At 52.8% G+C, this 23,099-nt stretch carries 22 protein-coding genes; 10 read left to right on the top strand and 12 right to left on the bottom strand.

Annotation, left to right across the window (positions count from 1 at the left end):
- The first annotated feature begins 132 nt into the window (after positions 1-132).
- From ACMZ66_RS16775 to hemB, 3 genes are read left to right on the top strand one after another with little or no spacing between them, the layout of a single operon-like run.
- On the top strand, positions 133-894 hold the full coding sequence (locus ACMZ66_RS16775) for a DeoR/GlpR family DNA-binding transcription regulator (protein ID WP_416938863.1): 762 nt from the start codon (positions 133-135) through the stop codon (positions 892-894).
- 26 nt (positions 895-920) lie between these two features.
- Positions 921-2,123, top strand: coding sequence for an MFS transporter (locus tag ACMZ66_RS16770; protein ID WP_416938862.1), 1,203 nt, complete (start codon positions 921-923; stop codon positions 2,121-2,123).
- A 56-nt stretch (positions 2,124-2,179) separates the two neighbouring features.
- On the top strand, positions 2,180-3,187 hold the full coding sequence (gene hemB / locus ACMZ66_RS16765) for a porphobilinogen synthase (protein ID WP_416938860.1): 1,008 nt from the start codon (positions 2,180-2,182) through the stop codon (positions 3,185-3,187).
- A gap of 93 nt (positions 3,188-3,280) precedes the next feature.
- Here hemB and ACMZ66_RS16760 read toward each other — a convergent pair whose 3' ends face one another.
- Positions 3,281-4,252 carry an HAD-IIA family hydrolase gene (locus ACMZ66_RS16760; RefSeq protein WP_416938858.1) on the bottom strand — a complete coding sequence of 324 codons (972 nt, stop codon included), beginning with the start codon at positions 4,250-4,252 and terminating at the stop codon, positions 3,281-3,283.
- Positions 4,253-4,753: 501 nt separating this feature from the next.
- Here ACMZ66_RS16760 and ACMZ66_RS16755 point away from each other — a divergent pair.
- Positions 4,754-4,912 carry a DUF1127 domain-containing protein gene (locus tag ACMZ66_RS16755; RefSeq protein ID WP_081649507.1) on the top strand — a complete coding sequence of 53 codons (159 nt, stop codon included), beginning with the start codon at positions 4,754-4,756 and terminating at the stop codon, positions 4,910-4,912.
- Positions 4,913-5,019: 107 nt separating this feature from the next.
- Here the strand turns inward: ACMZ66_RS16755 and ACMZ66_RS16750 are convergent, their stop codons facing one another.
- Positions 5,020-6,537, bottom strand: coding sequence for a malonate--CoA ligase (locus tag ACMZ66_RS16750; protein ID WP_416938856.1), 1,518 nt, complete (start codon positions 6,535-6,537; stop codon positions 5,020-5,022).
- A 190-nt stretch (positions 6,538-6,727) separates the two neighbouring features.
- Positions 6,728-7,894 (bottom strand): type III PLP-dependent enzyme, encoded by a 1,167-nt coding sequence (locus tag ACMZ66_RS16745; protein WP_416938854.1) that lies wholly within the window; start codon positions 7,892-7,894, stop codon positions 6,728-6,730.
- A gap of 232 nt (positions 7,895-8,126) precedes the next feature.
- On the opposite strand from ACMZ66_RS16745, the gene ACMZ66_RS16740 reads away from it, so the two are divergent.
- Both ACMZ66_RS16740 and ACMZ66_RS16735 read left to right on the top strand, forming a co-directional pair.
- Complete coding sequence (locus ACMZ66_RS16740; protein ID WP_416938852.1) at positions 8,127-9,614, top strand: aldehyde dehydrogenase family protein; 1,488 nt, start codon at positions 8,127-8,129, stop codon at positions 9,612-9,614.
- A gap of 353 nt (positions 9,615-9,967) precedes the next feature.
- A complete protein-coding gene (locus ACMZ66_RS16735; protein WP_416938850.1) occupies positions 9,968-11,188 on the top strand; it encodes a threonine ammonia-lyase in 1,221 nt (406 codons plus the stop codon).
- A 90-nt stretch (positions 11,189-11,278) separates the two neighbouring features.
- On the opposite strand, the gene ACMZ66_RS16730 is transcribed toward ACMZ66_RS16735, so the two are convergent.
- The gene (locus ACMZ66_RS16730; RefSeq protein ID WP_416938849.1) at positions 11,279-11,761 is read right to left on the bottom strand and encodes a flavin reductase family protein; all 483 of its coding nucleotides are present in this window, start codon (positions 11,759-11,761) and stop codon (positions 11,279-11,281) included.
- Between the two features lie 254 nt (positions 11,762-12,015).
- Between ACMZ66_RS16730 and motA the strand changes: the two genes are divergently transcribed.
- The 4 genes from motA (at position 12,016) to ACMZ66_RS16710 (ending at position 16,015) form a co-directional block, all read left to right on the top strand.
- Positions 12,016-12,870 (top strand): flagellar motor stator protein MotA, encoded by an 855-nt coding sequence (motA, locus tag ACMZ66_RS16725; protein ID WP_416938848.1) that lies wholly within the window; start codon positions 12,016-12,018, stop codon positions 12,868-12,870.
- Between the two features lie 37 nt (positions 12,871-12,907).
- A complete protein-coding gene (locus ACMZ66_RS16720) occupies positions 12,908-13,879 on the top strand; it encodes a flagellar motor protein MotB (RefSeq protein WP_416938847.1) in 972 nt (323 codons plus the stop codon).
- A 113-nt stretch (positions 13,880-13,992) separates the two neighbouring features.
- Entirely contained in the window at positions 13,993-14,742 is a 750-nt protein-coding gene (locus ACMZ66_RS16715; RefSeq protein WP_416938846.1) for an arginyltransferase, read from the top strand.
- 178 nt (positions 14,743-14,920) lie between these two features.
- The gene (locus ACMZ66_RS16710; protein WP_416938844.1) at positions 14,921-16,015 is read left to right on the top strand and encodes a TRAP transporter substrate-binding protein; all 1,095 of its coding nucleotides are present in this window, start codon (positions 14,921-14,923) and stop codon (positions 16,013-16,015) included.
- Between the two features lie 132 nt (positions 16,016-16,147).
- Here ACMZ66_RS16710 and ACMZ66_RS16705 read toward each other — a convergent pair whose 3' ends face one another.
- The 8 genes from ACMZ66_RS16705 to ACMZ66_RS16670 all read right to left on the bottom strand — a co-directional run.
- Entirely contained in the window at positions 16,148-17,521 is a 1,374-nt protein-coding gene (locus ACMZ66_RS16705) for a TRAP transporter large permease (protein ID WP_416938842.1), read from the bottom strand.
- Entirely contained in the window at positions 17,521-18,066 is a 546-nt protein-coding gene (locus tag ACMZ66_RS16700; protein WP_416938840.1) for a TRAP transporter small permease subunit, read from the bottom strand. The genes ACMZ66_RS16705 and ACMZ66_RS16700 overlap by 1 nt, the downstream gene beginning before the upstream one ends.
- A gap of 242 nt (positions 18,067-18,308) precedes the next feature.
- Positions 18,309-20,552, bottom strand: a complete 2,244-nt coding sequence (gene parC, locus ACMZ66_RS16695; protein WP_416938838.1) for a DNA topoisomerase IV subunit A — start codon at positions 20,550-20,552, stop codon at positions 18,309-18,311.
- A 133-nt stretch (positions 20,553-20,685) separates the two neighbouring features.
- Entirely contained in the window at positions 20,686-21,441 is a 756-nt protein-coding gene (recO, locus tag ACMZ66_RS16690) for a DNA repair protein RecO (protein ID WP_416938836.1), read from the bottom strand.
- Positions 21,442-21,450: 9 nt separating this feature from the next.
- Positions 21,451-21,618, bottom strand: a complete 168-nt coding sequence (locus ACMZ66_RS16685; protein WP_416938834.1) for a hypothetical protein — start codon at positions 21,616-21,618, stop codon at positions 21,451-21,453.
- Complete coding sequence (locus tag ACMZ66_RS16680) at positions 21,618-21,848, bottom strand: hypothetical protein (protein ID WP_416938832.1); 231 nt, start codon at positions 21,846-21,848, stop codon at positions 21,618-21,620. The genes ACMZ66_RS16685 and ACMZ66_RS16680 overlap by 1 nt, the downstream gene beginning before the upstream one ends.
- A gap of 42 nt (positions 21,849-21,890) precedes the next feature.
- Positions 21,891-22,829, bottom strand: coding sequence for a GTPase Era (era, locus tag ACMZ66_RS16675; protein ID WP_416938831.1), 939 nt, complete (start codon positions 22,827-22,829; stop codon positions 21,891-21,893).
- A partial coding sequence (locus ACMZ66_RS16670; protein ID WP_416938829.1) for a putative dsRNA-binding protein occupies positions 22,822-23,099 on the bottom strand: 278 nt, incomplete at its 5' end. The genes ACMZ66_RS16670 and era, both read right to left, overlap by 8 nt.

Raw genomic sequence — 23,099 nt, 5'->3', positions numbered from 1 at the left:
TTTCGATCTTTTGGACACCAAACGAAACCGGTCGGGCATCAGCCCGGCCGGTTTTTTATTGACGCCTGAGAAGAATGCACATTAAACAAAATACGCAAAACGTGCAGAACATGCAAAACAGGCATACAAACAATGTCGAGCGTCACCACACGGCAGGATGAAATCCTGACCCTGCTTCGCAACAAGGGCACAGTTCATATCCATGATCTGGCAGCCCTGTTTCATGCATCCCTTGATACGATCCGGCGTGACCTGCGCCAGATGGAGGATGACGGGCTTCTGCGCCGCATTCACGGTGGTGCAGTATTGCCCAACAAGGCATCGGAAACATACGAGGAACGCGCCCGCGAACTTCAGCCCGAGCGCGCCCAGATTGCGCAAAAAGTTGCCCGCGATCTGATCCCGGATGATGCGGTTGTCTTTTTTGACAGTGGAACCACAATTTGCGAGGTAGCCCGTCATCTCAAACCATCGTTTCGCGGAACCGTTATCACGGTTAACCCGATGATCGCCGTTGAACTATCAAACCATCCCAATGCTGAAGTCATCATGATTGGTGGTGCGATGCTAAAAAAGGACATGGTTGTTACCGGTCCGACGACGATTGATGAAATCCGCAAATACAATGCCGATCTGGTGCTACTTGGCACCTGTGCGCTGCATCCCGAAACCGGGCTTTCGACAAGTCACGCGTCAGAACGGGCATCAAAGGCCGCGATGATCGCGCAGTCAGCAGAAGTGATCGCCGTAACAACAGCCGACAAACTCGAAACGAGCTACCCGCATCGGGTCTGCGATGTAGAAGCTATCTCGCACCTTGTTACAGGTCGCAAGCTGTCATCGGGTTATCTCGCTAATTACGCAGATCGCGGCATCAATATCATTCTGGCCTAGGCCACCTGCCCCGGAGCTTTTCGCTTATGCATTCCTATTCCACTGCCCATAACCGGGTGCGCACCATCTTCTTCCTTCATGGTGCGGCCTTTTCAAGCTGGGTTCCACATATCCCGCTGGTCCAAGAACGTCTTGGTCTGGGTCATGATGAGCTGGGTGGCATCTTGCTGGCCGCGGCCATTGGTGTTCTTGCCGTCATGCCGATTGCCGGACGGATGGCGGATCGGTTTGGCAGTGAACGTGTAGTGCGTTATTCGGGTTTGTTCTATTTCACCGCTGTGGGCATCCCGGCCTTTATGAGTGACTATGTCAGCATTTCCATTGCGATGTTCGCACTTGGTTTCTCGGGTGCGTTCCTGGATGTTGCAATGAATGCCAATGGCCTGCATGTGGAGCGGGTTAAAGGGCGCAGCATCATGTCAGGTCTTCATGGCTTTTGGAGCCTTGGCGGCTTTGCCGGTGCGGGCATTGCTGCGGCATGGTTTGCTCTACCGATCAGCAACTACTATCACCTACCGTTTGTTCTTTCGCTGTTCCTGATTGCCCATATCATTGCGCAGACAGGCCTTCTAAGTGATGCGCAAACCAATGCGATCCTGACGTCGGCGCAATCTGAAACCGACGAAGACCACACATCGTCAGTTAAACCTAAAGAACGAAACATGTTCCTTTTGCTCCTGCCGTTTGGCGTTTGCGCTTTCATCGGACAGTTTGGCGAAGGTGTGATTACCGACTGGGCGACGGTCTTTATGAATACGGAACTGTCATCTGGCGCCACCATGGCCGCAGTCGGCTTTGCGATCTATTCATTCGCAATGGCAGCCACCAGATTGTCGGGCGATGCATTGGTCACCAAATTCGGTCGTGCACAGGTCTTGTTAACCAGCTCGGTCCTTGCATCACTAGGCACGTTTATCATTACCCTTTCGCCTCATTACATTGTCGCCTGGATCGGGTGCGGCATTGCCGGGATGGGCTTAGCGGTTATCTTGCCGCTGCTTTTGTCCGCCGCTTCCAAAGCGACTGGCAAAGGTGGTGGTGCCGTGGTTTCGATTATTGCCGCGACCGGTTATTCCGCGATTATGGCAGGCCCACCAATAATCGGGGCAATTGGCGAAGTCGCAGGACTTGTCACGGCCTTTGGCCTGACGGCGACATTCCTTGCCATGATCATCCCTGTTTATCTGCTAACCATGCGTAGTCGTTTGCAAATTGCCGGGAATGGTTGATTGGCGGCGCAATCTGTCCCATAAATTGCCAAGCCTCACACAACAGAGAACAGATCATGGTCAACAAATTTGCCTATGGCACTTTCCCGTCCACCCGCCAGCGCCGTAACCGCATGACCGATTGGTCGCGTCGAATGGTCGCGGAAACCCGTTTGACGTCCCATGATCTTATTCTTCCAGTCTTTGTGATTGATGGCAGTAACGAACGCACGCCGATCCCGTCCATGCCGGGCGTCGAACGTCAGTCAGTGGATGTTTTGGTGGAAACCGCGAAGCATGCCGAAAAACTCGGGATCCCGGCACTTGCACTGTTTCCCTATATCGATGCCAGTCTGAAAACCAAGGATGCGCGCGAAGCCTATAACCCCGACAACGTCGTTTGCCGCGCGGTCAAGGCGATAAAGGATGCCTGCCCCAATCTTGGTGTGATTACCGATGTCGCGCTTGATCCGTTCAATGCTGATGGTCAGGACGGGATTGTTGTCGATGGACAGATCCTGAATGATGAAACCACCGAGGCATTGGTACGTCAGGCATTGGTTCAGGCGCAGGCGGGCTGTGATGTGGTTGCACCATCTGACATGATGGATGGCCGCATTGGTGCGATCAGAAAGGCGCTCGAGGGCGAAAGCCTCAAGAACGTTCAGATCATGGCCTATTCGGCGAAATACGCATCATCGTTCTATGGCCCGTTCCGTGACGCAATCGGATCGGCCAGTGCATTGGGTAAGGCAGACAAGAAAACCTATCAGCTTGATCCGGCCAATAGTGACGAGGCCATGCGAGAAGTTGCCTATGACCTTGATGAAGGTGCTGACTCCGTTATCGTCAAACCGGGCCTGCCATATTTGGACGTGCTTTATCGTGTGCGTCAGGAATTTGGCGTGCCAGTCTTTGCCTATCAGGTGTCAGGCGAATACGCGATGATCCGTGCAGCGGCACAGAATGGCTGGCTTGATTATATCGGCTGCGCCATTGAAACCCTGTCTTGCTTTAAGCGCGCCGGCGCATCGGGCATTCTGACCTATAGCGCCATCGAAGTTGCCGAGGCGATTGAGGGCTAAGCGCCCTTCCCAATCCGACTTTCAGCACACCAAAAACAAAGGGCCTCGGATTGAGGCCCTTTTCTATTTGATGCTTCTGCCAGGAAAAGATCATCAAGCGTCGCAGCAAGCAGTCTGTTTTGCCTCGTCATCGATCCCGTGGCCAATCGCACGCGCGCAGAAATGCGGGCGCAGGCCGGAACGGGCAAACACGCCTTCGATATCCTGCCCATCAAGGAAACCGCCCTGATGGACCAAAAGGGTTTTGATGCCCGATGCCAAGCCACCGAGCACATCGGTGTGGACCGTATCACCCACCATCAAAACCCGTTCACGGTCGACACCCGGATTACGACGCAGAATTTCCTCAAACACGTGGTGATATGGTTTCCCGACGCATTCGGGCATTACACCGCAGGCATCCGCAGCAAGATGGGCGAAATAGCCCGACTCAACAGACAGGAAATCGCCCATTGGTGCACAGATATCAGGATTGCCGACAAGGATCGGGCGCGGATTGGCAGCAAGACTTTCTTCGAGCATTTTCTGCTGGGCATCTGACCAGTTTTCAGAGTCAATCAATACAAAACCGCCGACCGCATCATAAAGTGCGCGATCCTCGCCAAGCGGCTCGACATGATCTGGCAAAACGTCAAACGGCCAGAATGTCGGGGCCATTGCACCCCAATGAGAAATGTCGGTGTACGCATTCATCATCGGCGCAATGAATTGCTGGCTGCTGATCAGGTTTTCATTGTTGAAATCAAAACCGCGTTTGCGGTGGCGCCCCAGGATCGCCTCGGCCGAGCTTGAGGCATCGTTGGTCACGACCGCAAGCTTCTTGCCCATCTGCTGCAGGGTTGCGACGGTTTTAACCGCACCCGGGATCGCGGTTGGGCCGCTGTTGAGCACGCCGAACGCATCAAAGACAATCAGATCAAACTGATCTGCAATCGACAGAAGGTTATCGACATAATCTGTCTTTGCCGGAACGGCGTCGGCGGCAACCTGCGGCAAACGCGGGGCATAATGCAGATATGCTTCAATTGCCTGCGTAAAATTCAATCGCAGCCGATTGATGCTCATGATCAATTCTCCTGCTTGATGCGCTTTGGTGCACTTTGATGATCTGGGAACCCTGGACGAAGGCGTATTCAACCTGATTACGACACTGATTACACCCCAATTTATTCCCAAAACAGCGTATTAGGAAAATCAACTGAAAGGTGTCACGCAATTTCATTAGCCATGCATCATTAGCATAGCAATAAAAGTTGCAAAAGTGGCGGCTTGTGACGGAAATAAAGCCAATTCATTGCAAAATGGTGACTTTCTGCGCTTTCCAAGTCACTGCCATGCAAAAAACGCATTGGATTAACACATCAATCGCCCGTAGATTGCCCTCACGAAATGAATAGGACGTATCGACTGGGAAATGCGCCACCAGGCAGATGATCATTCGATACATTGGACACAAACCGACACGTCAAACCAGTTAACTATTCCTGTGCGGAATACCTTCGGTGAGAACATGCCGGTTATCTGAATAGACGCCGAACATTCGGCCGGTTTGAAATAGGTGATGATATGATCGTAACTAAAATTTTTGCTTTTCTTCGTGCTCTTCGCGTTCAGTACCAGACCCAGGTTGCGCTGCGTAAACTTGATCCGCGCGAACTTGCAGACATCGGTTTGAATCGCGACATGATCGACGATGTTGCACACCGTGTTGCTTTCGGTCGCTAAGCCACGACCGTAGCGTCCTTGAGAAAAACCCCGGCGGGTTACCTGCCGGGGTTTTTCTTTATCTGCATTTTGGGATTGGGCAGCTCAAGCTGCCCTTTGCGCTAACGCTAATTGGTAAACAGGGCCTTATAGTCTTCGCGCAGAACATTCTTCTGAACTTTGCCCATCGCATTGCGCGGCAGTTCATCCATGAAGAAGACCCGTTTGGGCACCTTGAAGTTCGCAAGCTGTGATTTGATTTCGCCAATCACGCCATCTTCGGACAGCAGGCCCTGTTGTGACGGGACAATCACCGCCACAACTGCCTCGCCAAAATCGGGATGCTGAACACCGATCACAGCACTTTCGACAACGCCGTCCATCTTGTCGATCAGGGTTTCGATTTCTTTTGGATAAATGTTAAACCCGCCGGAAATCACCAGATCCTTGGCGCGCCCAACGATATGGACATATCCCTTGGCATCGATCTTGGCGATATCACCGGTGATAAAGAAGCCGTCTTCGCGGAATTCTTCGGCGGTCTTTTCTGGCATCTGCCAATATCCGGCAAACACGTTTGGACCACGCGCTTCCAGCACACCGATTTCATCGGTTCCCAGAACATTGCCCTGATCATCGCACACACGAACATCAACATCCGGCAGTGCCGGACCAACGGTATGCACAATTCGTTCGCCATCAAGCGGGTTGGACGTCGCCATACCCATTTCGGTCATGCCATAGCGTTCAAGCAAGGCCTTGCCGGTGCGCTCCTGGAATGCGGTGAAGGTTTCTGGCAGCAACGGCGCCGAACCGGAAATGAACAAACGCATGTTTGACGTGATGTCCGCGGTGAAGTCATGGCCGGACAGAAGACGCACATAGAAGGTCGGAACGCCCATCATCACGGTACTACGCGGCAGAAGCGCCATAACCTGATCGCGATCAAACTTCGGCAGGAAGAACATTTTAGATCCCGACAGCATCACGCAGTGACATGCAATGAACAGACCGTGGGTATGGAAGATCGGCAAGGCATGAAGAAGTGTGTCAGCACCCTCAAAACCCCAGAGCTTTTCAAGCGTTGATGCGTTAGACCACAAATTCATCTGCGTCATCATCGCGCCTTTTGGCTTCCCGGTCGTGCCAGACGTGTAAAGGATTGCCGCCAGTTCATCGTCCTCGCAAGCAACGGGTTCGAACGAAGTCGAATGTGTGCTCGCGCCATCGACCAAGCTGCCATCGCCATCCATGCCAAGAGTCAGGACGTTCTTAACACCTTGGGCATCGGCGATTTCTTTGACTTCAGCCGCACGGTGTGGCTGGCAAACAAAGATGACTGGCGACGCGTTATCCATGAAATAGGCAAGCTCACCTGCCTGATAGGCGGTATTGAGCGGCAAATAGACCAGACCTGCGCGAATGCAGCCCAGATACAAAAACAGTGCCTCAGGGGATTTATCGACCTGAACAGCAACACGGTCACCCTTTTGCGCGCCCAGCGAGCTCAGAAGACCGGCAATCTGCGCAGAGTAGCGATCGGCATCACCGTAGCTATAAGTTTTACCGGTCGGCGTTTCGATCAGAACCGAAGACAGATCTGCCGGGAACCGGTCGCGAATGCGCATAAAAAGGCTGTTGGTCACTGTGCTGTTTCCCCGAAATATTATCCTTTGACCAGCACAAGTTCAGGCTGGTCTTTCGTGCGGGCAGCATAGTGCAATCAACCGTTATAGGTAAACAAGTACCTTTTTACCGTAATTGCGAATTTTTGCGATTTTAGACAGGAACTGACCGGCCCGCACCGCAACGACGAAGGCCGGTCAATATGATCACTTACCCGACAGACGGGAATTCACCATCCACATACGGGAAGGCCTCACCCACGGTGACCTGCACCTCAGGATAGAAGCCATTAAAATGGGTCGCCAAAGCGTTGCTATAGGCCCCGATATGGCCAAACTCGATCCAGTCGCCTTCGCGAATGTCTGCTGGCAAGTTTACCGTTGCAGGCAACACATCCATGTTGTCGCAGGTCGGGCCATAGATGGTGAATTCTAGTGTTTCTTCCGGATCGAAATCACCACCAATGCGCATCGGACGAACCGGATAACGCAATTGCCCCGTCACGGTTTCAGACAAGCTGCCATAGACACCGTCATTGATGAACAGCGTGTCTTCTTTACGCAAGTGGATCTGCGTGATCAGTGAAACGCCGCTGGAAACAAGCGCCCTGCCCGGTTCGCACATGAAAGTGGTTTCAGGCATATCAAGCCAACGGATACAATCCTTGATCTCATCCATGAATTCTTCAAGGCTGGCGCCACGCTGGTTCATATATTGACCAGGGAAACCTCCACCAACGTCGATATGCTTGACCTGCACGCCAGAGAAATCAACGACCTGACGGATCAACTCGACCGCGATGCGATAGCCGTTCGGCGTGGTGCATTGCGAACCGACGTGGAAGCAAAGGCCTAACTCATAACCGTATTCATCAACCTTTTTAAGAAGCTCGGCAGCCACCATCGGACGCGCTCCAAACTTTGCCGAAAGGTTATAAGCTGCACCGGCCGGCGGCGTTGCAAGACGCACGTGAATGACAAGCTTCTTATCGCCTTCGGTTTCTTCGCGGATTTTTTCAAGTTCCTCGGCGGTATCGATCACATAATGATCAATGCCATAGACACGATGCGCATTGCGAATGGCGTCGCGGCTTTTGACCGGATGCATGAAATAGGCCTTCATTCCCGGAAACTGGCGACGCACGAGCGAGATTTCCTCAGGCGAGGCAGTATCGAAGTGACGTACACCGCCTTCATGCAGATAACGCATAACTTCCGGATGCGGGTTACATTTCACCGCATACAGAACGTCACCCGGGAACATTTCGACAAAGCGCTGCGCTGTTTCTCGAAGAATATTGGGTCTGAGACAATAAACCGGATAGGAAGGTTTAAGTTCCTTAACAACATCGAACGTCGTATCGAAATGACGTGGCATAGGTACTCCATCGTGTACGTATATCAGGCGCCCAGACACGTACCGCCGCCGGGCTGGCCTTTTAGCGTCACAAGGTTATCAGCCCTTTGGGCAACTGTCATGCCCCTTGACGCGAATTACGCTTGAAATTGCATGACCCTGTCGATAATTTGGTAAACCAATACCAAATAACCAATATAGTGCACGCGACGCAGAATTGCGCTGCCGCACCCCCACACACAGGGAGCCTGAAATGCCCATCGATCCAATCCTTGATCCGACTGCGTTGGCAGCCGAACTGTCTGGCCGCCACCTGATCAATGGAGAACTTGTCGCCCCGAAAAACGGCAAGGTTTTTGACGTCATCAACCCGGCAACCGGCAAAGTCATTGGTCAGGCTGCTGACGGTGACGCAGATGATGTCGCAAACGCAGTTGCTATTGCAAAGGCAGCACAAAAGGATTGGGCAGAACGTCCGGCACGCGAACGCGGCAAACTTGTTGCTGAATGCGGTCGCGTTTTGATGGCGCATACCGAAGAACTTGGTCGCCTTGTGGCGCTGGAATCCGGTAAAGCACTTCGCACCGAAAGCCGCGTCGAGGCATCGGTTCTGGCTGACATGTTTGTCTTCTTTGGCGGCCTTGCCTCCGAACTCAAAGGCGAAACCGTTCCGTTTAACCCCAATATGATGACACTCACCACCCGCGAAGCCGTTGGTGTTGTTGGTGCGATCATCCCGTGGAACGTGCCGCTCCTTTTGATGGCTATCAAAGTCGCCCCGGCGCTGGTTGCTGGTAACTCGGTCGTTGTGAAATCGGCTGAAGACACCCCACTAACCGTTCTGCGCGTCTGCCAGATCATGCAGGAAATCCTGCCAAAAGGCGTTTTGAACATTCTGTCCGGTTTTGGCCCGTCTTGCGGTGGTCCGCTGGTCGAACACAAGGATGTTAAAAAGGTTTCCTTCACCGGCTCGGTCGAAACCGGCCGCACCGTTTACAAGGCAGCCGCAGAGAAACTCATTCCGGTAACCCTGGAACTGGGTGGCAAGTCACCGATGATCGTTATGGATGATGCCGATCTCGATAAGGCTGTTGCCGGTGCAATTGGCGGTATGCGCTTTACCCGTCAGGGTCAGAGCTGCACAGCATCGTCGCGCATGCTTGTTCATGAAACACTTCATGATGAGTTCGTTAAGCGACTGGTTGATAAGGTTAATACCCTTAAGATGGGTAACCCGCTTGATGAAGAAACTGATATCGGCACCATCATCAACCGCAAGCAGTTTGATAAAGTGTCCGGCTATATCGAAATCGGTGAAAAAGAAGGTGCGACCAAGCATGAACTAAGCGCCCTTCCGACCGATAGCGAGCTTTCAGATGGTCTGTTTGTACGTCCGGTGATCTTTACCGATGTTGATCCGAACGCCCGGATCGCGCGCGAAGAAATCTTTGGCCCGGTCGCCTGCGTCTTTAAGTTCAAAACCTTTGAAGAGGCGCTTGAGCTTGCCAACGACAGCGACTTTGGCCTTGCTGCAACGGTCTGGACCACGGACCTCAAGACCGCGCTAACCGCGACCAAACGCCTTGAAGCTGGCTTTGTTCAGGTCAACCAAAACCTGGTGGTTCAACCGAACCTGTCTTATGGCGGCATCAAGCTTTCAGGTCTTGGCAAAGAAGCATCGCTTGAAAGCATGCTTGAGCACTTCACCTACAAGAAAACCATCATCATGAATATGGAATAACGCCAGACACCCCATGCCAGGCGTTGAACTGGGCCGGGTTGCAGGAAACGCAACCCGGTTTTTCTTTTGCGAAGCTTGACCTAGGCGGCCTAATCCGCAAAGCTGCCAACCGAAACAACATTCTTAACCCAGAAAGTACATGGTTATGTCTGCATACACTGACATCCTTTCATCGCATTCCCGTCCGACGCTTCGTGCCGGTGCGATGGCCATGATTATGGGGATTTCCGACCTGCGAATGTGATCCCTGTCATCTGCGGATGACAGGTCCGGTTAACTACCGTTTTTCACCCACGACATGATATTATCGCCATCACATCACACACGCTGATGGCCGCAGGAGTATGGAAATTATGACTGTTTCCTATCACGACATCGTACGCGCATCCGGTCTTTTGGACGGCATCGTTGCGAAAACACCACTGGTAAAATCTTTAACGCTTTCAAATATTTGCCAAGCAGAAGTTTATCTTAAGCTTGAAAATCAACAATATACCGCATCCTTCAAGGAACGTGGCGCCTATGTCAAATTGGCTAGCCTGACACCTGAGGAACGCGAAAAAGGCGTGATTGCGGTTTCGGCCGGCAACCACGCGCAAGGTGTCGCCTATAACGCCAAACGACTTGGCATTCCGGCAACCATCGTCATGCCGAAAAACACACCGTACACCAAGGTGCACCACACCCGATCACATGGTGCCGAAGTTGTTCTGACCGGCAATGTATTTTCCGAAAGCCTTGAGGCCGCTGGACGCATCCAACAGGAACGCGGGTTGACCTTTGTTCATCCGTTTGATGATCCGCACATCATCGCGGGACAAGGCACGGTTGGGCTTGAAATCCTGAATGAAAATGTGGATCTCGATACCATTGTTGTTCCGATTGGCGGTGGCGGCCTTGCATCAGGTATCGCAACCGCTATCAAGGCCCGGCGCCCAGACATCGAAGTCGTTGGTGTCGAAACCAAGCTTTACCCTTGCATGTATGAAGGCATTCGCGGTGATGAATTCACCGGTGGTGGTGTAACGATTGCCGAAGGCATTGCTGTTAAACAGCCCGGTGGCCTGACACTTGAAATCTGCAAGGAAAAACTCGACGAGGTGGTTCTGGTCGATGAAAGCTCAATCGAACGCTCCATCCAGATGCTGATCGAGATCGAGAAAAGCGTGGTCGAAGGTGCCGGTGCGGCCCCGCTTGCTGCCCTGCTTGACCATCCGGAACGGTTCAAGGGCAAAAAAGTTTGCCTGATCGTCAGTGGTGGCAATATCGATACCCGTCTTCTGGCGCAGGTTCTGATGCGCGGAATGGCCCGTCAGGGCCGCTTGGTCCGTGTTCGCATTGAAATCCCGGATGTGCCAGGCGCATTGGCAACCATCAGCAAGCTGATCGGTGAGGAAGAAGCCAACATTATCGAGGTCTATCACCAGCGCCACTTCTATGACGTACCGGCAAAGCAAACGGACGTTGATATGGTTTTGGAGGTCCGTGACACCGGCCACGCGCAAGAAGTCATCGCGCGCCTGATCAAAGAAGGTTTCGGTGGCCGCCTGCTCGGCAACACGTCACTCGATTAAGCAACATACGAACCACAAAGAAAAAAAACGGACCGCTGGCGATGTCGCTGCGGCCCGTTTTTTTTTTCAATCTCACCAGTCAAATGGTGATCATTCACCCAAGGCGCGATAACGCCCACCATAATACAAAAGCGGTGCACCGGTATTGCCCATGACAAGTTCTTTGACATTGCCTACGATGATGCTGTGATCACCACCATCATGGATCGCATGGCGCTCGCAACTAAATGCGGCAAGGCTTCCAGCGAACCTCGGCACACCAAAACTGTCATTCTCATATTCAACACCATCCCAGCCATCCTGACCGGGTGCTGAAAACAGCTCCGAGATGTGCTTTTGATCCTGTCTAAGGATATTGATGCAGAAACGCGTGCAGTCACCTGCAAACAAAGAATGCGTGGCAGCGCGATGATCAACCGAAAAAAGTACAAGAGCAGGATCAAGCGACACAGAGGCAAAACTGTTGATGGTGATGCCAGCTTTTGCGCCATCTTGCGTACGCGTGGTCACAACCGCGACACCAGTTGCGAATTGACCCAAACAGTCGCGAAAATCACGCGAGGAGAAAGACATATTGAAGAATGCTCTTGTTAGATAAACCTAATGATTATGTACCCCGTATGAAGGGCACGGGGGAAAATGGCGCTTAAACGCCTTGCTGTCAAACCTAACTCGCAACCGATTTAAACGTGATGTTAACAAGATTAAAAGTTAAATGGGGCGATACAGATACTGGAACGACCTCTGCTAAGTGCAGGAAGTCACCGGGTTTTATCAATATCATGACGCGTTGCGGTAGCTGTCTTGGATAGTGGAGAAGAAAACGAATGTTCTTGATCATCGGCTATGTTGTCGTCATCGGCTCGGTCCTTGGTGGCTATCTACCGCACGGGGAATTCGGAATCCTTGTCCAACCACTTGAAGTCCTTATCATTTTCGGGGCGGCATTCGGTGCATATCTAACAGCCAACCCGTTTGGCACGGTGAAGCGATCCTTTACCTACACAATCCGCGCCATGAAGGGCCCAAAGAAGAAGGCAGCATACCTTGAGCTTCTGATTTGCCTGTATGCGATTTTCCGCCTGGCAAAATCCAAGGGTGACCTTGCCCTTGAAAGTCATGTTGAAAACCCGGAAAGCTCAAGCCTGTTTTCGAACTTCCCGATGTTGATGAAAGATCATCACGCGATGGAGTTCATGTGCGACTATCTGCGCTTGTTGACCCTTGGTACGACCAACGCTTATGAGCTTGAAGCCGTGATGGATCAGGAACTTGAAGCCCATCATGAAGAAGAACACGGTGTTGCAGCTGCTGTTCAGACGGCAGGTGACGGCCTCCCTGCCCTTGGCATCGTTGCTGCGGTTCTTGGTGTGATTGTCACCATGAGCTCGGTAACCGAACCACCTGAAATTCTTGGTGGCCTGATTGCAGCAGCGCTTGTTGGTACCTTCCTAGGTATTCTTGGCGCATATGGTTTTGTCGGTCCGACCGCATCGATCATTAAAAGCACGGTCGAATCAGATGCGAAATATTACAGCTGCATCAAGGCAGCCTTGATCGGGCACATGCAGGGCTATGCACCGCAGGTGTCGGTCGAATTCGCACGTAAGATACTGCCCCACGACTTGCGCCCGAACTTCAAAGAACTTGATGATGCCTTGCAAGACGCGCCAACTGCGTAACTGCCGTTAAAGCCAAGGTTTAGGGAAAACGTGACGCATGCCTGATATCGTCATAAAGAAAATAAAAAAAGGTGGCCACGGCCACCATGGCGGCGCTTGGAAAGTCGCTTATGCTGACTTTGTGACGGCAATGATGGCGTTCTTCTTGTTGCTATGGCTGCTTTCAAGCGCCACAGAAGAACAGCTTCAGGGTATCTCGATGTATTTCACCCCTGAAACGATTTCCCAGAACGAATTAGGCTCTGGTGGTGTTCTTGGTGGCACCAGTCTGGCTGAAGAAGGATCTGCGCGATCAGAGTTTGGTGCGCCACAGGTCAGCATGGATATTCCGCCCGTTCAGACGCCCGAAGAACGCGAAGCCATTCGCGTCGCGGCAATGGAAGAACAGGAATTCAACGAAGCCAAGGAAGAACTCCTGAAAGCCATTGAAAGCAACGAAGAACTTCAGGGCTTGGAAAAGAACATCCGCATCGAGGAAACCGACGAAGGTCTTCGCATTCAGATCCTTGATGAAGATGGTACCGCCATGTTCCCGAGCGGAAGTGCCGCCATGGCCGAACACACCATGCTGCTTTTGCAGCAAGTTGCAGGTGTCGTTGAGAAAATGACGCAGGATATCTCGATTGAAGGCCATACGGATGCAATTCCGTTTAACCGCTCTGATGGGTATTCGAACTGGGAACTGTCATCTGATCGAGCACTGGCGACCCGTCGCGCACTGGTAGACCTTGGCTTGAATTCTGAACGGTTTGCCAAGGTTGCCGGTCTTTCAGATACTGATCCGCTGCTTCCAGACGCACCGGAAAATGAAAGTAACCGCCGCATCAGCATCACCTTGCTACGTGGTACGGGTGAACGTTCCGAACTTGGTAGCGCATCCGAAACTGAACCAAGCGACACCGCGCCGGTTCCTTCAGGTACAGCACCGGCAGAAGCAGAAACACCGATACAGCCAAACCCGGGCACGACACAGCGTCGTCCAAGCTTCTCGGTCCCTTCTCAGCCTTAAGGATCATAAATATTTGAATGCCCTTTTGGTGGGATGACCTTTAAACTGTCATAAACAGCACTTAATCTCATAAGATAGATATTCTCGGAAGTGATCGGGATTTAGCTTACCAAATGACAGTCAATCAGCGGCGCCTTACCCAGCACTATTTCATGACCGCCCCGATGCCGTGCCCCTACTTGCCCGGCCGGTTTGAGCGCAAGCTAGTGACAGAGCTGCGCGGGCCGGAAGCCAACAGCGTTCATGATTTGCTGTCGCGGGCGGGCTTTCGCCGCAGTCATTCGATTGCTTATCTTCCCGCTTGTAGCGACTGTAACGCCTGTATCCCTGTTCGGGTCCGTTGTGATGGCTTTGAAGTCAATAAGTCCTTCCGCCGTATCCAGAACAAAAACCGCGACCTGACCCGAACCGTATTACCGGCAACCGCAACCCAGGAACAATATCAGCTGTTTAGCACCTATCAGGATGCCCGACACGGCAACGGTGATATGGCACGTATGGATGCCCGTGATTACCGCGCCATGATCGAAGACAGCACCATTGATACCTCGATCTTTGAATATCGCCGTGAAGATGACAGCCTGATAGCGGTCGCACTGGTCGATAATCTGGCTGACGGGTTGTCTGCGGTATACAGCTTCTTTGACCCAGCTGAACATCGCCGCGGGCTTGGCACTTATATCATTCTTGACCTGATTGATGAGGCGAAGCTGCTTGATCTGCCGCACATCTATCTCGGCTACTGGATCGGTGAATGCCGAAAAATGTCCTATAAAATGCGCTTCCAGCCGCTTGAAGGCTTCCGCAACGGGCAATGGGTTTCGATGAAAGACGCCCAACCATCAACGCAATCCGTCGAATAAGTGGCCTTCTCGCCCTATTCTTACCCCCATCACCTGCTACATTAGACTAAAGTCCAAGACAACAGGGCGATCCCCGGTTGCCTGCTTTCGCAGACGCATATAAGCTGCGATACAAAGTCGATTAACCGGCTTTGCTACATATAAATCATGAGCTTGCATCTTTGGGAGGCTGTAACTAATGAAACGTCGCCAATTTCTTTCTGGCGCTGCCGTAGCAGGTGCGACTGCTGCCGCTGCGTCCACTTTCGCCAAACCGGCAATTGCACAGGACGTCCGTGAATGGCGTCTCGTCACCACCTGGCCGAAAAACTTCCCCGGTCTTGGCACTGGCGCAAACCTTCTTGCTGAATACATTACCAAAGCATCCAACGGTCGTCTGAAAGTCACCGTTTTCGGCGCGGGTGAAATCGTTCCGGCATTCGAAGCAATTGATGCAGTCGGCAGCGGCACCGTGGAAATGGGTCACGGCGCACCTTACTACTGGAAAGGTAAGGTTGATGCGACCCAGTACATCGCAGCAATGCCGTTTGGTCTGAACGCTCAGGAACAGAATGCTTGGTTCCAGTGGGGTGGCGGTCAGGAACTGGCAGACAAAGTCTATGCCGAACTGAACTGTAAGTTCTTCCCGTCGGGCAACACCGGCACCCAGATGGGCGGTTGGTTCAACAAGGAAATGAACACCATTGCAGACTATCAGGGTCTGAAAATGCGTATTCCTGGCCTTGGTGGCGAAGTCGTCAAAGCAGCGGGCGCTAACGTTGTGAACCTTCCGGGTGGTGAAATTCCGCCGGCACTGCAGTCTGGCGCGATTGACGCGACCGAGTGGGTTGGCCCGTATAACGATCTGGCATTTGGTCTCTACAAGTCGGCCAAATACTACTACTACCCGGGCTGGCACGAGCCGGCGACCGTTCTCGACAACTTCATCAACCTTGATGCCTGGAACGCGCTTCCGGATGACCTCAAGGCGATTGTCGAACAGGCTAACCGCGCTGTTAACCAGATGGTTCTGTCCGAATTCACCGCACGTAACGTTCAGGCTCTCGACACCCTGCGCAACAAGCATGGCGTTGATGTCCGTCCGTTCTCTGATGACATTCTGACCGGCCTTGGCAAACTGTCCGGCGAAGTTCTGCGTGACCTGGTTGCGTCGAACCCGCTGTCGCAGGAAGTCTTCGAAAGCCTCATCGCATTCCGTACCCAGTCGATCGCATGGTCGAAATTCTCGGAATTGGCTTTTGCTCAGGCACGTATCCTGCCGTTCAAATACTAAGTTCTCCGGTTTCGGAAAACGTCGAAGGGCTGGCTTTTGCCAGCCCTTTTTCTATGCCCTGCTCCATTCCACCGAACAAAAAAAGGCACCCGCTGGGTGCCTTTCTTCTTTGATGTGGTTTGTATTCGTCGATCAGAACAGAACGCTTGGCAGCCAGGTGGCCAGCCACGGGAAGGCCGCAACAAGGCACAGGCCCAGCATCTGGATAATCACGAACGGAATGATACCGCGATAGATATCGAGGGTCTTGATCGCTGCCGGGGCAACACCGCGCAGATAGAACAGCGCAAAGCCAAAGGGCGGTGTCAGGAAGCTGGTCTGAAGGTTGATCGCAATCATCACACCCAGCCACACCGGATCAAGGTCAAGCTTCAGAAGGATCGGACCAACAATCGGGATCACGACAAACACGATCTCGATGAAGTCCAGGAAGAAGCCCATGAAGAACATCAGCAGCATCACAACCAGCATCGCGCTGAATGCGCCACCCGGCAGGTTGTGCAGAAGCTCTTCCACCAGATGATCACCACCAAGACCACGGAACACCAGCGAGAACACCGATGCACCCAGCAGGATGACAAACACCATCGCACTGACCTGAACAGTCTGACGCACAACATGGCGCATCACCGCCATATCAAGGCGCTTATAGAAAGCTGCGAGAACAATCGCACCGATCGAACCAAATGCTGCCGACTCAGTCGGTGTTGCAATACCTGTCAGGATCGAGCCCAGAACCGCAACGATCAGAAGTGCTGGTGGCAGAAGCGCGCGAAGTACCTCACCCCACAGGCCTTCCGGACGTTTGTCGGTGACCAGCGCCGGGGCCGATTTCGGATCAATGATCGATTTGACGATGATCCAGCCGATATAAAGCCCAACCAGCATGATCCCCGGAATGAAGGCACCGGCAAACAAGTCCATCACCGAGATCGGTTCAGGCGCCCAGTTGCCCAGGGCACGCTGTGCTTCGGCATAAGCGCCCTGAAGGATATCACCCAGCAGAACCAGAACAATCGACGGCGGAATGATTTGACCCAGCGTACCAGACGCACAAATCACACCGGTCGACAGTTTAGGATCATACCCGGCCTTCTGCATCGCTGGAAGGCTGAGCAAACCCATGGTCACCACGGTCGCGCCAACAATACCGGTCGATGCTGCAAGCAGCATACCGACCAGAACCACCGAAATCCCCAGACCACCCCGCATGGTGCCAAACAAAAGGCCCATGGTGGTCAGAAGCTTTTCCGCGATGCGCGCGCGTTCAAGCATAACGCCCATGAACACAAACAGCGGGATCGCAACATAAAGCTCGTTGGTCATCACACCGAAATAGCGTGACGGCAAAGAGCCCAGAAGCGGCATATCGAACGTGCCCATGGCATTGCCGATAAGCGCAAAAGCAAGACCGGTACCTGCAAGTGAGAAGGCAACCGGAAAACCAAGAAGAAGCACGCCGCACGCTACGGCGAACATCACCAGGCTAAGAATTTCCCCTGACATTAAACGCCCTCGTGCTCTTCTTCTTTGATTTCAAATTCCTTGTGACCGGTAAGGACCAGAACACTGCGTGCCGCAAGCGACAACCCCTGAAGCAGCATCAGGACACAAAACACCAAAATCACAGACTTATACAAAAACAGGCCCGGAAGACCGCCCGTCTGATGGGATCCCTCAAGACGGATCCAGCTATTCTCAACATAGGGATAGCTATAGATCATCATCATGATGATAACCGGCGTCATCAGGAACAGGGTTCCAAACAGATCAACCCATGCCTTGTAACGCGCTGATGCCGGACGATAGAAAACGTCAACGCGGACGTGACCGCCATGCAAAAGCGTATAACCGGCGCCGACCATGAACATGATGCCATACAGCCACATATAGCTTTCCTGCATCGAAACCCAGCCGACCGAGAAGCCATATCGCAATGTGGCTACTAAAAATGTGATCACAACCATCGGGATCACCAGCCAGGCTACGCCACGTCCTATCCAGTCATTTAGACCGTCGATAAAGCGGACGAAATTTCCCAGAAATCTCACTTTTCACTCCCAAGCCCTTATGAATCTCACAGGATTTTTGCGGGCATCCTGCTAATCAGGTTGCGAAGTTACATTTTAACCACCCAAAACGCTATATCTTTTGCGACGCAATTCCGCCATTTCCGAGTGAAATTGCAGCATATGATGTTGTTCTCAAGCAATTTGGCCAATCAAGGTAACAAAAAAACCGGATGGTTTAGAACCATCCGGCTTTATGAATATCACCTGACTGTACAGGTGAATTATTCGAATTTATTAGACCGCGGGAACCCGTTTGGCGGCAGTCGTCCTGCCCCGGCACGCTTACCAGTCCACTCGGCAAGTTCGGTTACGGTACGCGTACGACCTTCACTGCCCCCCATGGCCCAGCTCAGACCATCTTCAAGATTAAACAGGATCAGGTCAGACAGTCCACCCTGGCGATATTTCTGCAAGATCACGCCACGGCCACGGGTCATTTCCGGCACTTCGGAAACCGGATAGATCAGAAGCTTGCGGTTATCACCAAGTACGGCAACGTGATCTTTTTCGACCGGCAGGAATATCTTGGCGACTTCGCCGTCACCAAGATTAAGAACCTGCTTGCCGTTCTTGGTTTGCGCGACCACTTCTTTTTCTGCGACCAGGAAGCCACGACCACCGGAACTTGCCACCAGAAGATTACGGCCATCCTTGTGAACAACCATCGAAACAATGTCATGTTCTTGGGGCAGATCGATGGAAAGACGGATCGGCTCCCCATGTCCGCGACCGCCGGGAAGCTTGTCGCACGCCATGGTATAGCAACGACCAGCCGTCGACAGAATCAGGAGCTTATCGGTCGTGAACGCTTTGATGGCAAAGCGGTGTTCATCGCCATCCTTGAATTTCAGATCGCTGATATCGGCCGTGTGGCCCTTAAGCGCACGGATCCAACCCATTTTCGAGCAGATGACCGTAATGGGTTCACGCTCGATAAGGGCTTCGAGCGGCACTTCAATTTCTTCGGGTGCATCGCCGATTTCAGTGCGGCGCTTACCAATCTTGGTCTTCTTGCCGAAGTTTTCGCGCATGATTTCAATCTCATCGCGAATTTTTTCCCAACGAAGGCTTTCACTGGCAAGAAGTGCTTCAAGGCCTTCTTTTTCTTCGGTCAGTTTGGCGTGCTCGTTCTTGATTTCCATCTCTTCGAGCTTGCGCAAAGACCGCAGACGCATATTAAGGATCGCGTCAGCCTGAACTTCGGTCAGGTCGAACGCCTTCATCAGGGCATTTTTCGGCTCATCCTCAAACCGGATGATGCGGATCACTTCATCAAGATTAAGATAGGCAACAAGGTAGCCTTCCAACACTTCAAGACGATGATTGATCTTTGCCAGTCGATGGTTGGAACGACGGATCAAAACGTCCTGACGATGCGCCAGGAAGGCGCGCAGAACTTCGCGCAGGTTCATCACGCGCGGAGTGTTATCGCCATCGAGCACGTTCATGTTCAAGCCAAACCGGATTTCCAGTTCGGTATTCTTGAACAGCATTTCCATCAGATGTTCTGGTTCGACCGCACGTGTGCGCGGCTCAAGCACCAGACGAATGACATCGGTTGATTTATCGCGTACATCGTTCAGAAGCGGCAGTTTCTTCGCCACCATCAAATCGGCAATACGTTCAACCAGTTTGGCTTTTTGAACCTGATAAGGAATTTCAGTGATCACGACCTGATAAAGGCCGTGGCTCAGTTTTTCGACTTCCCATTTCGCACGCAGGCGGAACGAACCGCGGCCCGTGGCATAGGCTTCAAGAATGTTTTCGCGCGGTTCGACCAGAACACCACCGGTCGGGAAATCCGGACCCGGCACGCAGCGAACCAGTTCGGCGATTGAGGTTTCCGGATTATCGATCAGCTTGATGAGGCCAGCACAAAGTTCACCGGCATTATGCGGCGGAATATTGGTTGCCATACCAACCGCAATACCGGCCGCACCATTGGCCAGAAGGTTCGGGAAGGCTGCGGGCATGACGACCGGTTCCTGCTCCTCACCATCATACGTGGGGCGGAAATCAACAGCGTCTTCGTCAAGGCCATCCATCAATGCTGCGGCAACAGCGGTCATGCGGGCTTCGGTGTAACGCATCGCAGCCGCGTTATCGCCGTCGATGTTACCGAAGTTGCCCTGGCCATCGACCAGCGGATAGCGAACGGCAAAATCCTGCGCCAAACGGACAAGTGCGTCATAAACGGACTGATCACCATGCGGGTGATATTTACCGATCACGTCACCGACAACACGCGCGCATTTTTTGAACCCCTGTTCCGGGTTCAGTTTCAATTGGCGCATCGCATAGAGAAGACGACGGTGAACAGGCTTTAGGCCATCACGCACATCAGGCAGAGAACGCGACATGATCGTCGACATCGCATAGGCGAGATATCGTTCGCTTAGCGCGTCGGCAAGTCTGGTTTCCCTGATTTGGCCGGCACCGGCCGGATCGGAAGTCTTGGTGCTCATGAACGATTTTTCTTGTTGCTTGGCAGAATGGACAGGCGCGATTGCCTCAAGATAATCCCGATGGATCGCATTATCTGCAACATACTACGCCCAGCATGGTACTGGTCAACAGATGCGAACCAAATTGCATGATTTATTTTTCTTCGCCGTCTTTTTGACGCCAGACATGACTGACAAGGCGATCACGCGCGGCAACGGGCTTGATCCCCTTGGCTTCAAAAATATCGCGGTGAATGAAGAACCCGGTCAGCTTCAGGCCATCACGAAACTGATCGGAAAGATCGATGTCATTGCGTGTTTGCGACGCCCGCCCGGATGCCAGAAAGGCAGGCAATGGCAACAAACGATCACGATAGGCATTTCCGGCGGCCTCAGAAACTGCCCGCCCACTTTTGGGCGACACAAACGCCAAATCCGTTGTTTCACCGGTTGCGGCACATTGATCAAGGGCTAAGCCATAGCCAAGCTCTTCAAGCAAGCCTACTTCCCATCTGATATAGGCCGGTAACCATTGCTCGGACTTAAGCGCGCCCATTAGGGCGACTGTCCCGTGATACAAATCAGGATGCGCTTCGCGTTCGGGCAAGGTCGCATCAAGCATGGCGCAAGCCGCACTCATCGCCATTAATGGTCCGGCATGAAGCAAAAGATCGGCTGCGTGAGCACCGGTAAGTTCACAGCGAAATTGACCAAGATGTTCGGCAAGCCTTGCAGACCACCCTACCCGGACTTCATTTCCCGGTTCCAGCGTACCGCGCATGGATTTGCTGGTGGCACCCCGGACCATCCCGGCATGGCGACCATAGTCACGTGTCAGAACGGATAGACGAACCGAGTTTTCGCCCAGCTTGTGTGTCGAAAGAACAATGCCGTCATCACGCCAATCCATCCGCGCCCCTTAGAAATAGCCGCTGGGCACAATCAGACGCGTCACAAGGAAGAACATACCGATCAGGCATGACGCAAGACAGAAGACCGCCACACCAAACACGGCCTTGCGGGCCCATGAACGGTTTTCGACTTCATCAATCGCCTGATCAATTGGATCGGATGAATGGTTGGACATTAGTTAGGTCCCCCGCCCGTCATGCGCCAGAAAAGCCCCAGCGCGAAAATCCCGACCGCAACTAAAAGCGCAATCAGATTAAGCGGGCGTTGCAGAAATGATTTTTCGCGTTGAACGGATGCACTGCTGGTGCGATTGCGGAACGGGCGCCGGGCAACACGCGCAACGATCATTGCGGCGGCAGCGCCAACAACGATCATGACAACACCCCAGAAAGATCCGATTTCCATTAGCTACCCAACACTTGATGGCAGTTCCGTTCAACGCATGGATTACGCGTTGGGATCAAGGCCCCACATGGCGAAGCGATTGGGATCATCGCCCCAGTTTTCGCGTACTTTGACAAACAGGAACAGATGCACACGGCGTTCGAAAATTGCTTCGAGTTCCTTGCGTGCGTCACTCCCTAATGCCTTGATGCGCTTGCCACCTTTGCCAAGGATGATGGCCTTCTGGCCTTCGCGCTCAACGAAAATGGTCTGCTCAAGCTTGACCGACCCGTCTTTGCGTTCTTCCCAAAGCTCGGTCTCGACCGTTGCCGAATATGGCAGTTCCTGCTGAAGCTGATAGTAAAGCTTCTCACGCGTGATTTCCGCTGCCAACAGTCGAAGCGGCATGTCCGAAACATCGTCTTCCGGGAACATCCAGGGGCCATCAGGCATCTTGGCGGCAAGGAAGTTGACTAGGTCCTGCGTACCAGCACCTTTCTTTGCCGAAATCATGAAGACATCGGTAAAGACTTCATGTGCAAACAGGTCTTGCGACAGACGAAGGAGCTTTTCCTTGTCGGTCACTTTATCGACCTTATTGAGGGCCAGGATTGCTTTGCGGTTCTGATCTTTGAGCGTGTTAATGATTGCCTGATCTTCGTCCGTGATGCCGGTTCCGGCATCAATCACAAGAACGACAAGATCGGCGTCATCCGCACCATTCCAGGCTGCCTTGACCATTGCACGGTCCAGACGGCGCTTGGGTGCAAAGATCCCCGGGGTATCAATGAAAACAATCTGCGCATCTTCGGTCATGACAATGCCGCGCACACGAGTACGGGTTGTCTGGACCTTTGGCGAGACGATCGACACTTTCGTGCCGACAAGCTGGTTCAGCAAAGTCGATTTGCCTGCGTTTGGCGCACCTACAAGTGCGACAAAGCCGCAACGCTGCTGATAAGGTAATCTGTCTTCGGCCACCGGTGTGGGAACCTCATTCATCACTAAGTTTATCCAACATCAATTTCGCGGCGAGCTGTTCAGCTTCGCGTTTTGATTTTCCTTCGGCACTGACACTTTCACCATCGCCTGTCGTCAGTTCGATGGTGAAGATCGGTGCATGGGCCGGACCTTCGCGTCCGACCATTTCATACTTCGGTAGCGGCTTGCCCCGCCCTTGCAGCCATTCCTGAAGCTGCGTTTTGGCATCCTGGGGCGGCTTGTTTGCTTCATCCAAAAGCGGCGTCCACAGCTTTTCGATGAAACGACGCG

It is taken from the genome of Thalassospira sp., from assembly GCF_048059015.1.
In the GTDB taxonomy this organism is placed as follows: Bacteria; Pseudomonadota; Alphaproteobacteria; order Rhodospirillales; family Thalassospiraceae; genus Thalassospira.
This window is presented reverse-complemented; position numbering and strand designations above follow the sequence as displayed.

Coding starts and splice junctions, on each gene's coding strand:
- ACMZ66_RS16775 (WP_416938863.1), top strand. CDS start 133: ATGTCGAGCGTCACCACACGGCAGGATGAAATCCTGACCCTGCTTCGC.
- ACMZ66_RS16770 (WP_416938862.1), top strand. CDS start 921: ATGCATTCCTATTCCACTGCCCATAACCGGGTGCGCACCATCTTCTTC.
- hemB (WP_416938860.1), top strand. CDS start 2,180: ATGGTCAACAAATTTGCCTATGGCACTTTCCCGTCCACCCGCCAGCGC.
- ACMZ66_RS16760 (WP_416938858.1), bottom strand. CDS start 4,252: ATGAGCATCAATCGGCTGCGATTGAATTTTACGCAGGCAATTGAAGCA.
- ACMZ66_RS16755 (WP_081649507.1), top strand. CDS start 4,754: ATGATCGTAACTAAAATTTTTGCTTTTCTTCGTGCTCTTCGCGTTCAG.
- ACMZ66_RS16745 (WP_416938854.1), bottom strand. CDS start 7,894: ATGCCACGTCATTTCGATACGACGTTCGATGTTGTTAAGGAACTTAAA.
- ACMZ66_RS16740 (WP_416938852.1), top strand. CDS start 8,127: ATGCCCATCGATCCAATCCTTGATCCGACTGCGTTGGCAGCCGAACTG.
- ACMZ66_RS16735 (WP_416938850.1), top strand. CDS start 9,968: ATGACTGTTTCCTATCACGACATCGTACGCGCATCCGGTCTTTTGGAC.
- ACMZ66_RS16730 (WP_416938849.1), bottom strand. CDS start 11,761: ATGTCTTTCTCCTCGCGTGATTTTCGCGACTGTTTGGGTCAATTCGCA.
- motA (WP_416938848.1), top strand. CDS start 12,016: ATGTTCTTGATCATCGGCTATGTTGTCGTCATCGGCTCGGTCCTTGGT.
- ACMZ66_RS16720 (WP_416938847.1), top strand. CDS start 12,908: ATGCCTGATATCGTCATAAAGAAAATAAAAAAAGGTGGCCACGGCCAC.
- ACMZ66_RS16715 (WP_416938846.1), top strand. CDS start 13,993: ATGACAGTCAATCAGCGGCGCCTTACCCAGCACTATTTCATGACCGCC.
- ACMZ66_RS16710 (WP_416938844.1), top strand. CDS start 14,921: ATGAAACGTCGCCAATTTCTTTCTGGCGCTGCCGTAGCAGGTGCGACT.
- ACMZ66_RS16705 (WP_416938842.1), bottom strand. CDS start 17,521: ATGTCAGGGGAAATTCTTAGCCTGGTGATGTTCGCCGTAGCGTGCGGC.
- parC (WP_416938838.1), bottom strand. CDS start 20,552: ATGAGCACCAAGACTTCCGATCCGGCCGGTGCCGGCCAAATCAGGGAA.
- recO (WP_416938836.1), bottom strand. CDS start 21,441: ATGGATTGGCGTGATGACGGCATTGTTCTTTCGACACACAAGCTGGGC.
- ACMZ66_RS16685 (WP_416938834.1), bottom strand. CDS start 21,618: ATGTCCAACCATTCATCCGATCCAATTGATCAGGCGATTGATGAAGTC.
- ACMZ66_RS16680 (WP_416938832.1), bottom strand. CDS start 21,848: ATGGAAATCGGATCTTTCTGGGGTGTTGTCATGATCGTTGTTGGCGCT.
- era (WP_416938831.1), bottom strand. CDS start 22,829: ATGAATGAGGTTCCCACACCGGTGGCCGAAGACAGATTACCTTATCAG.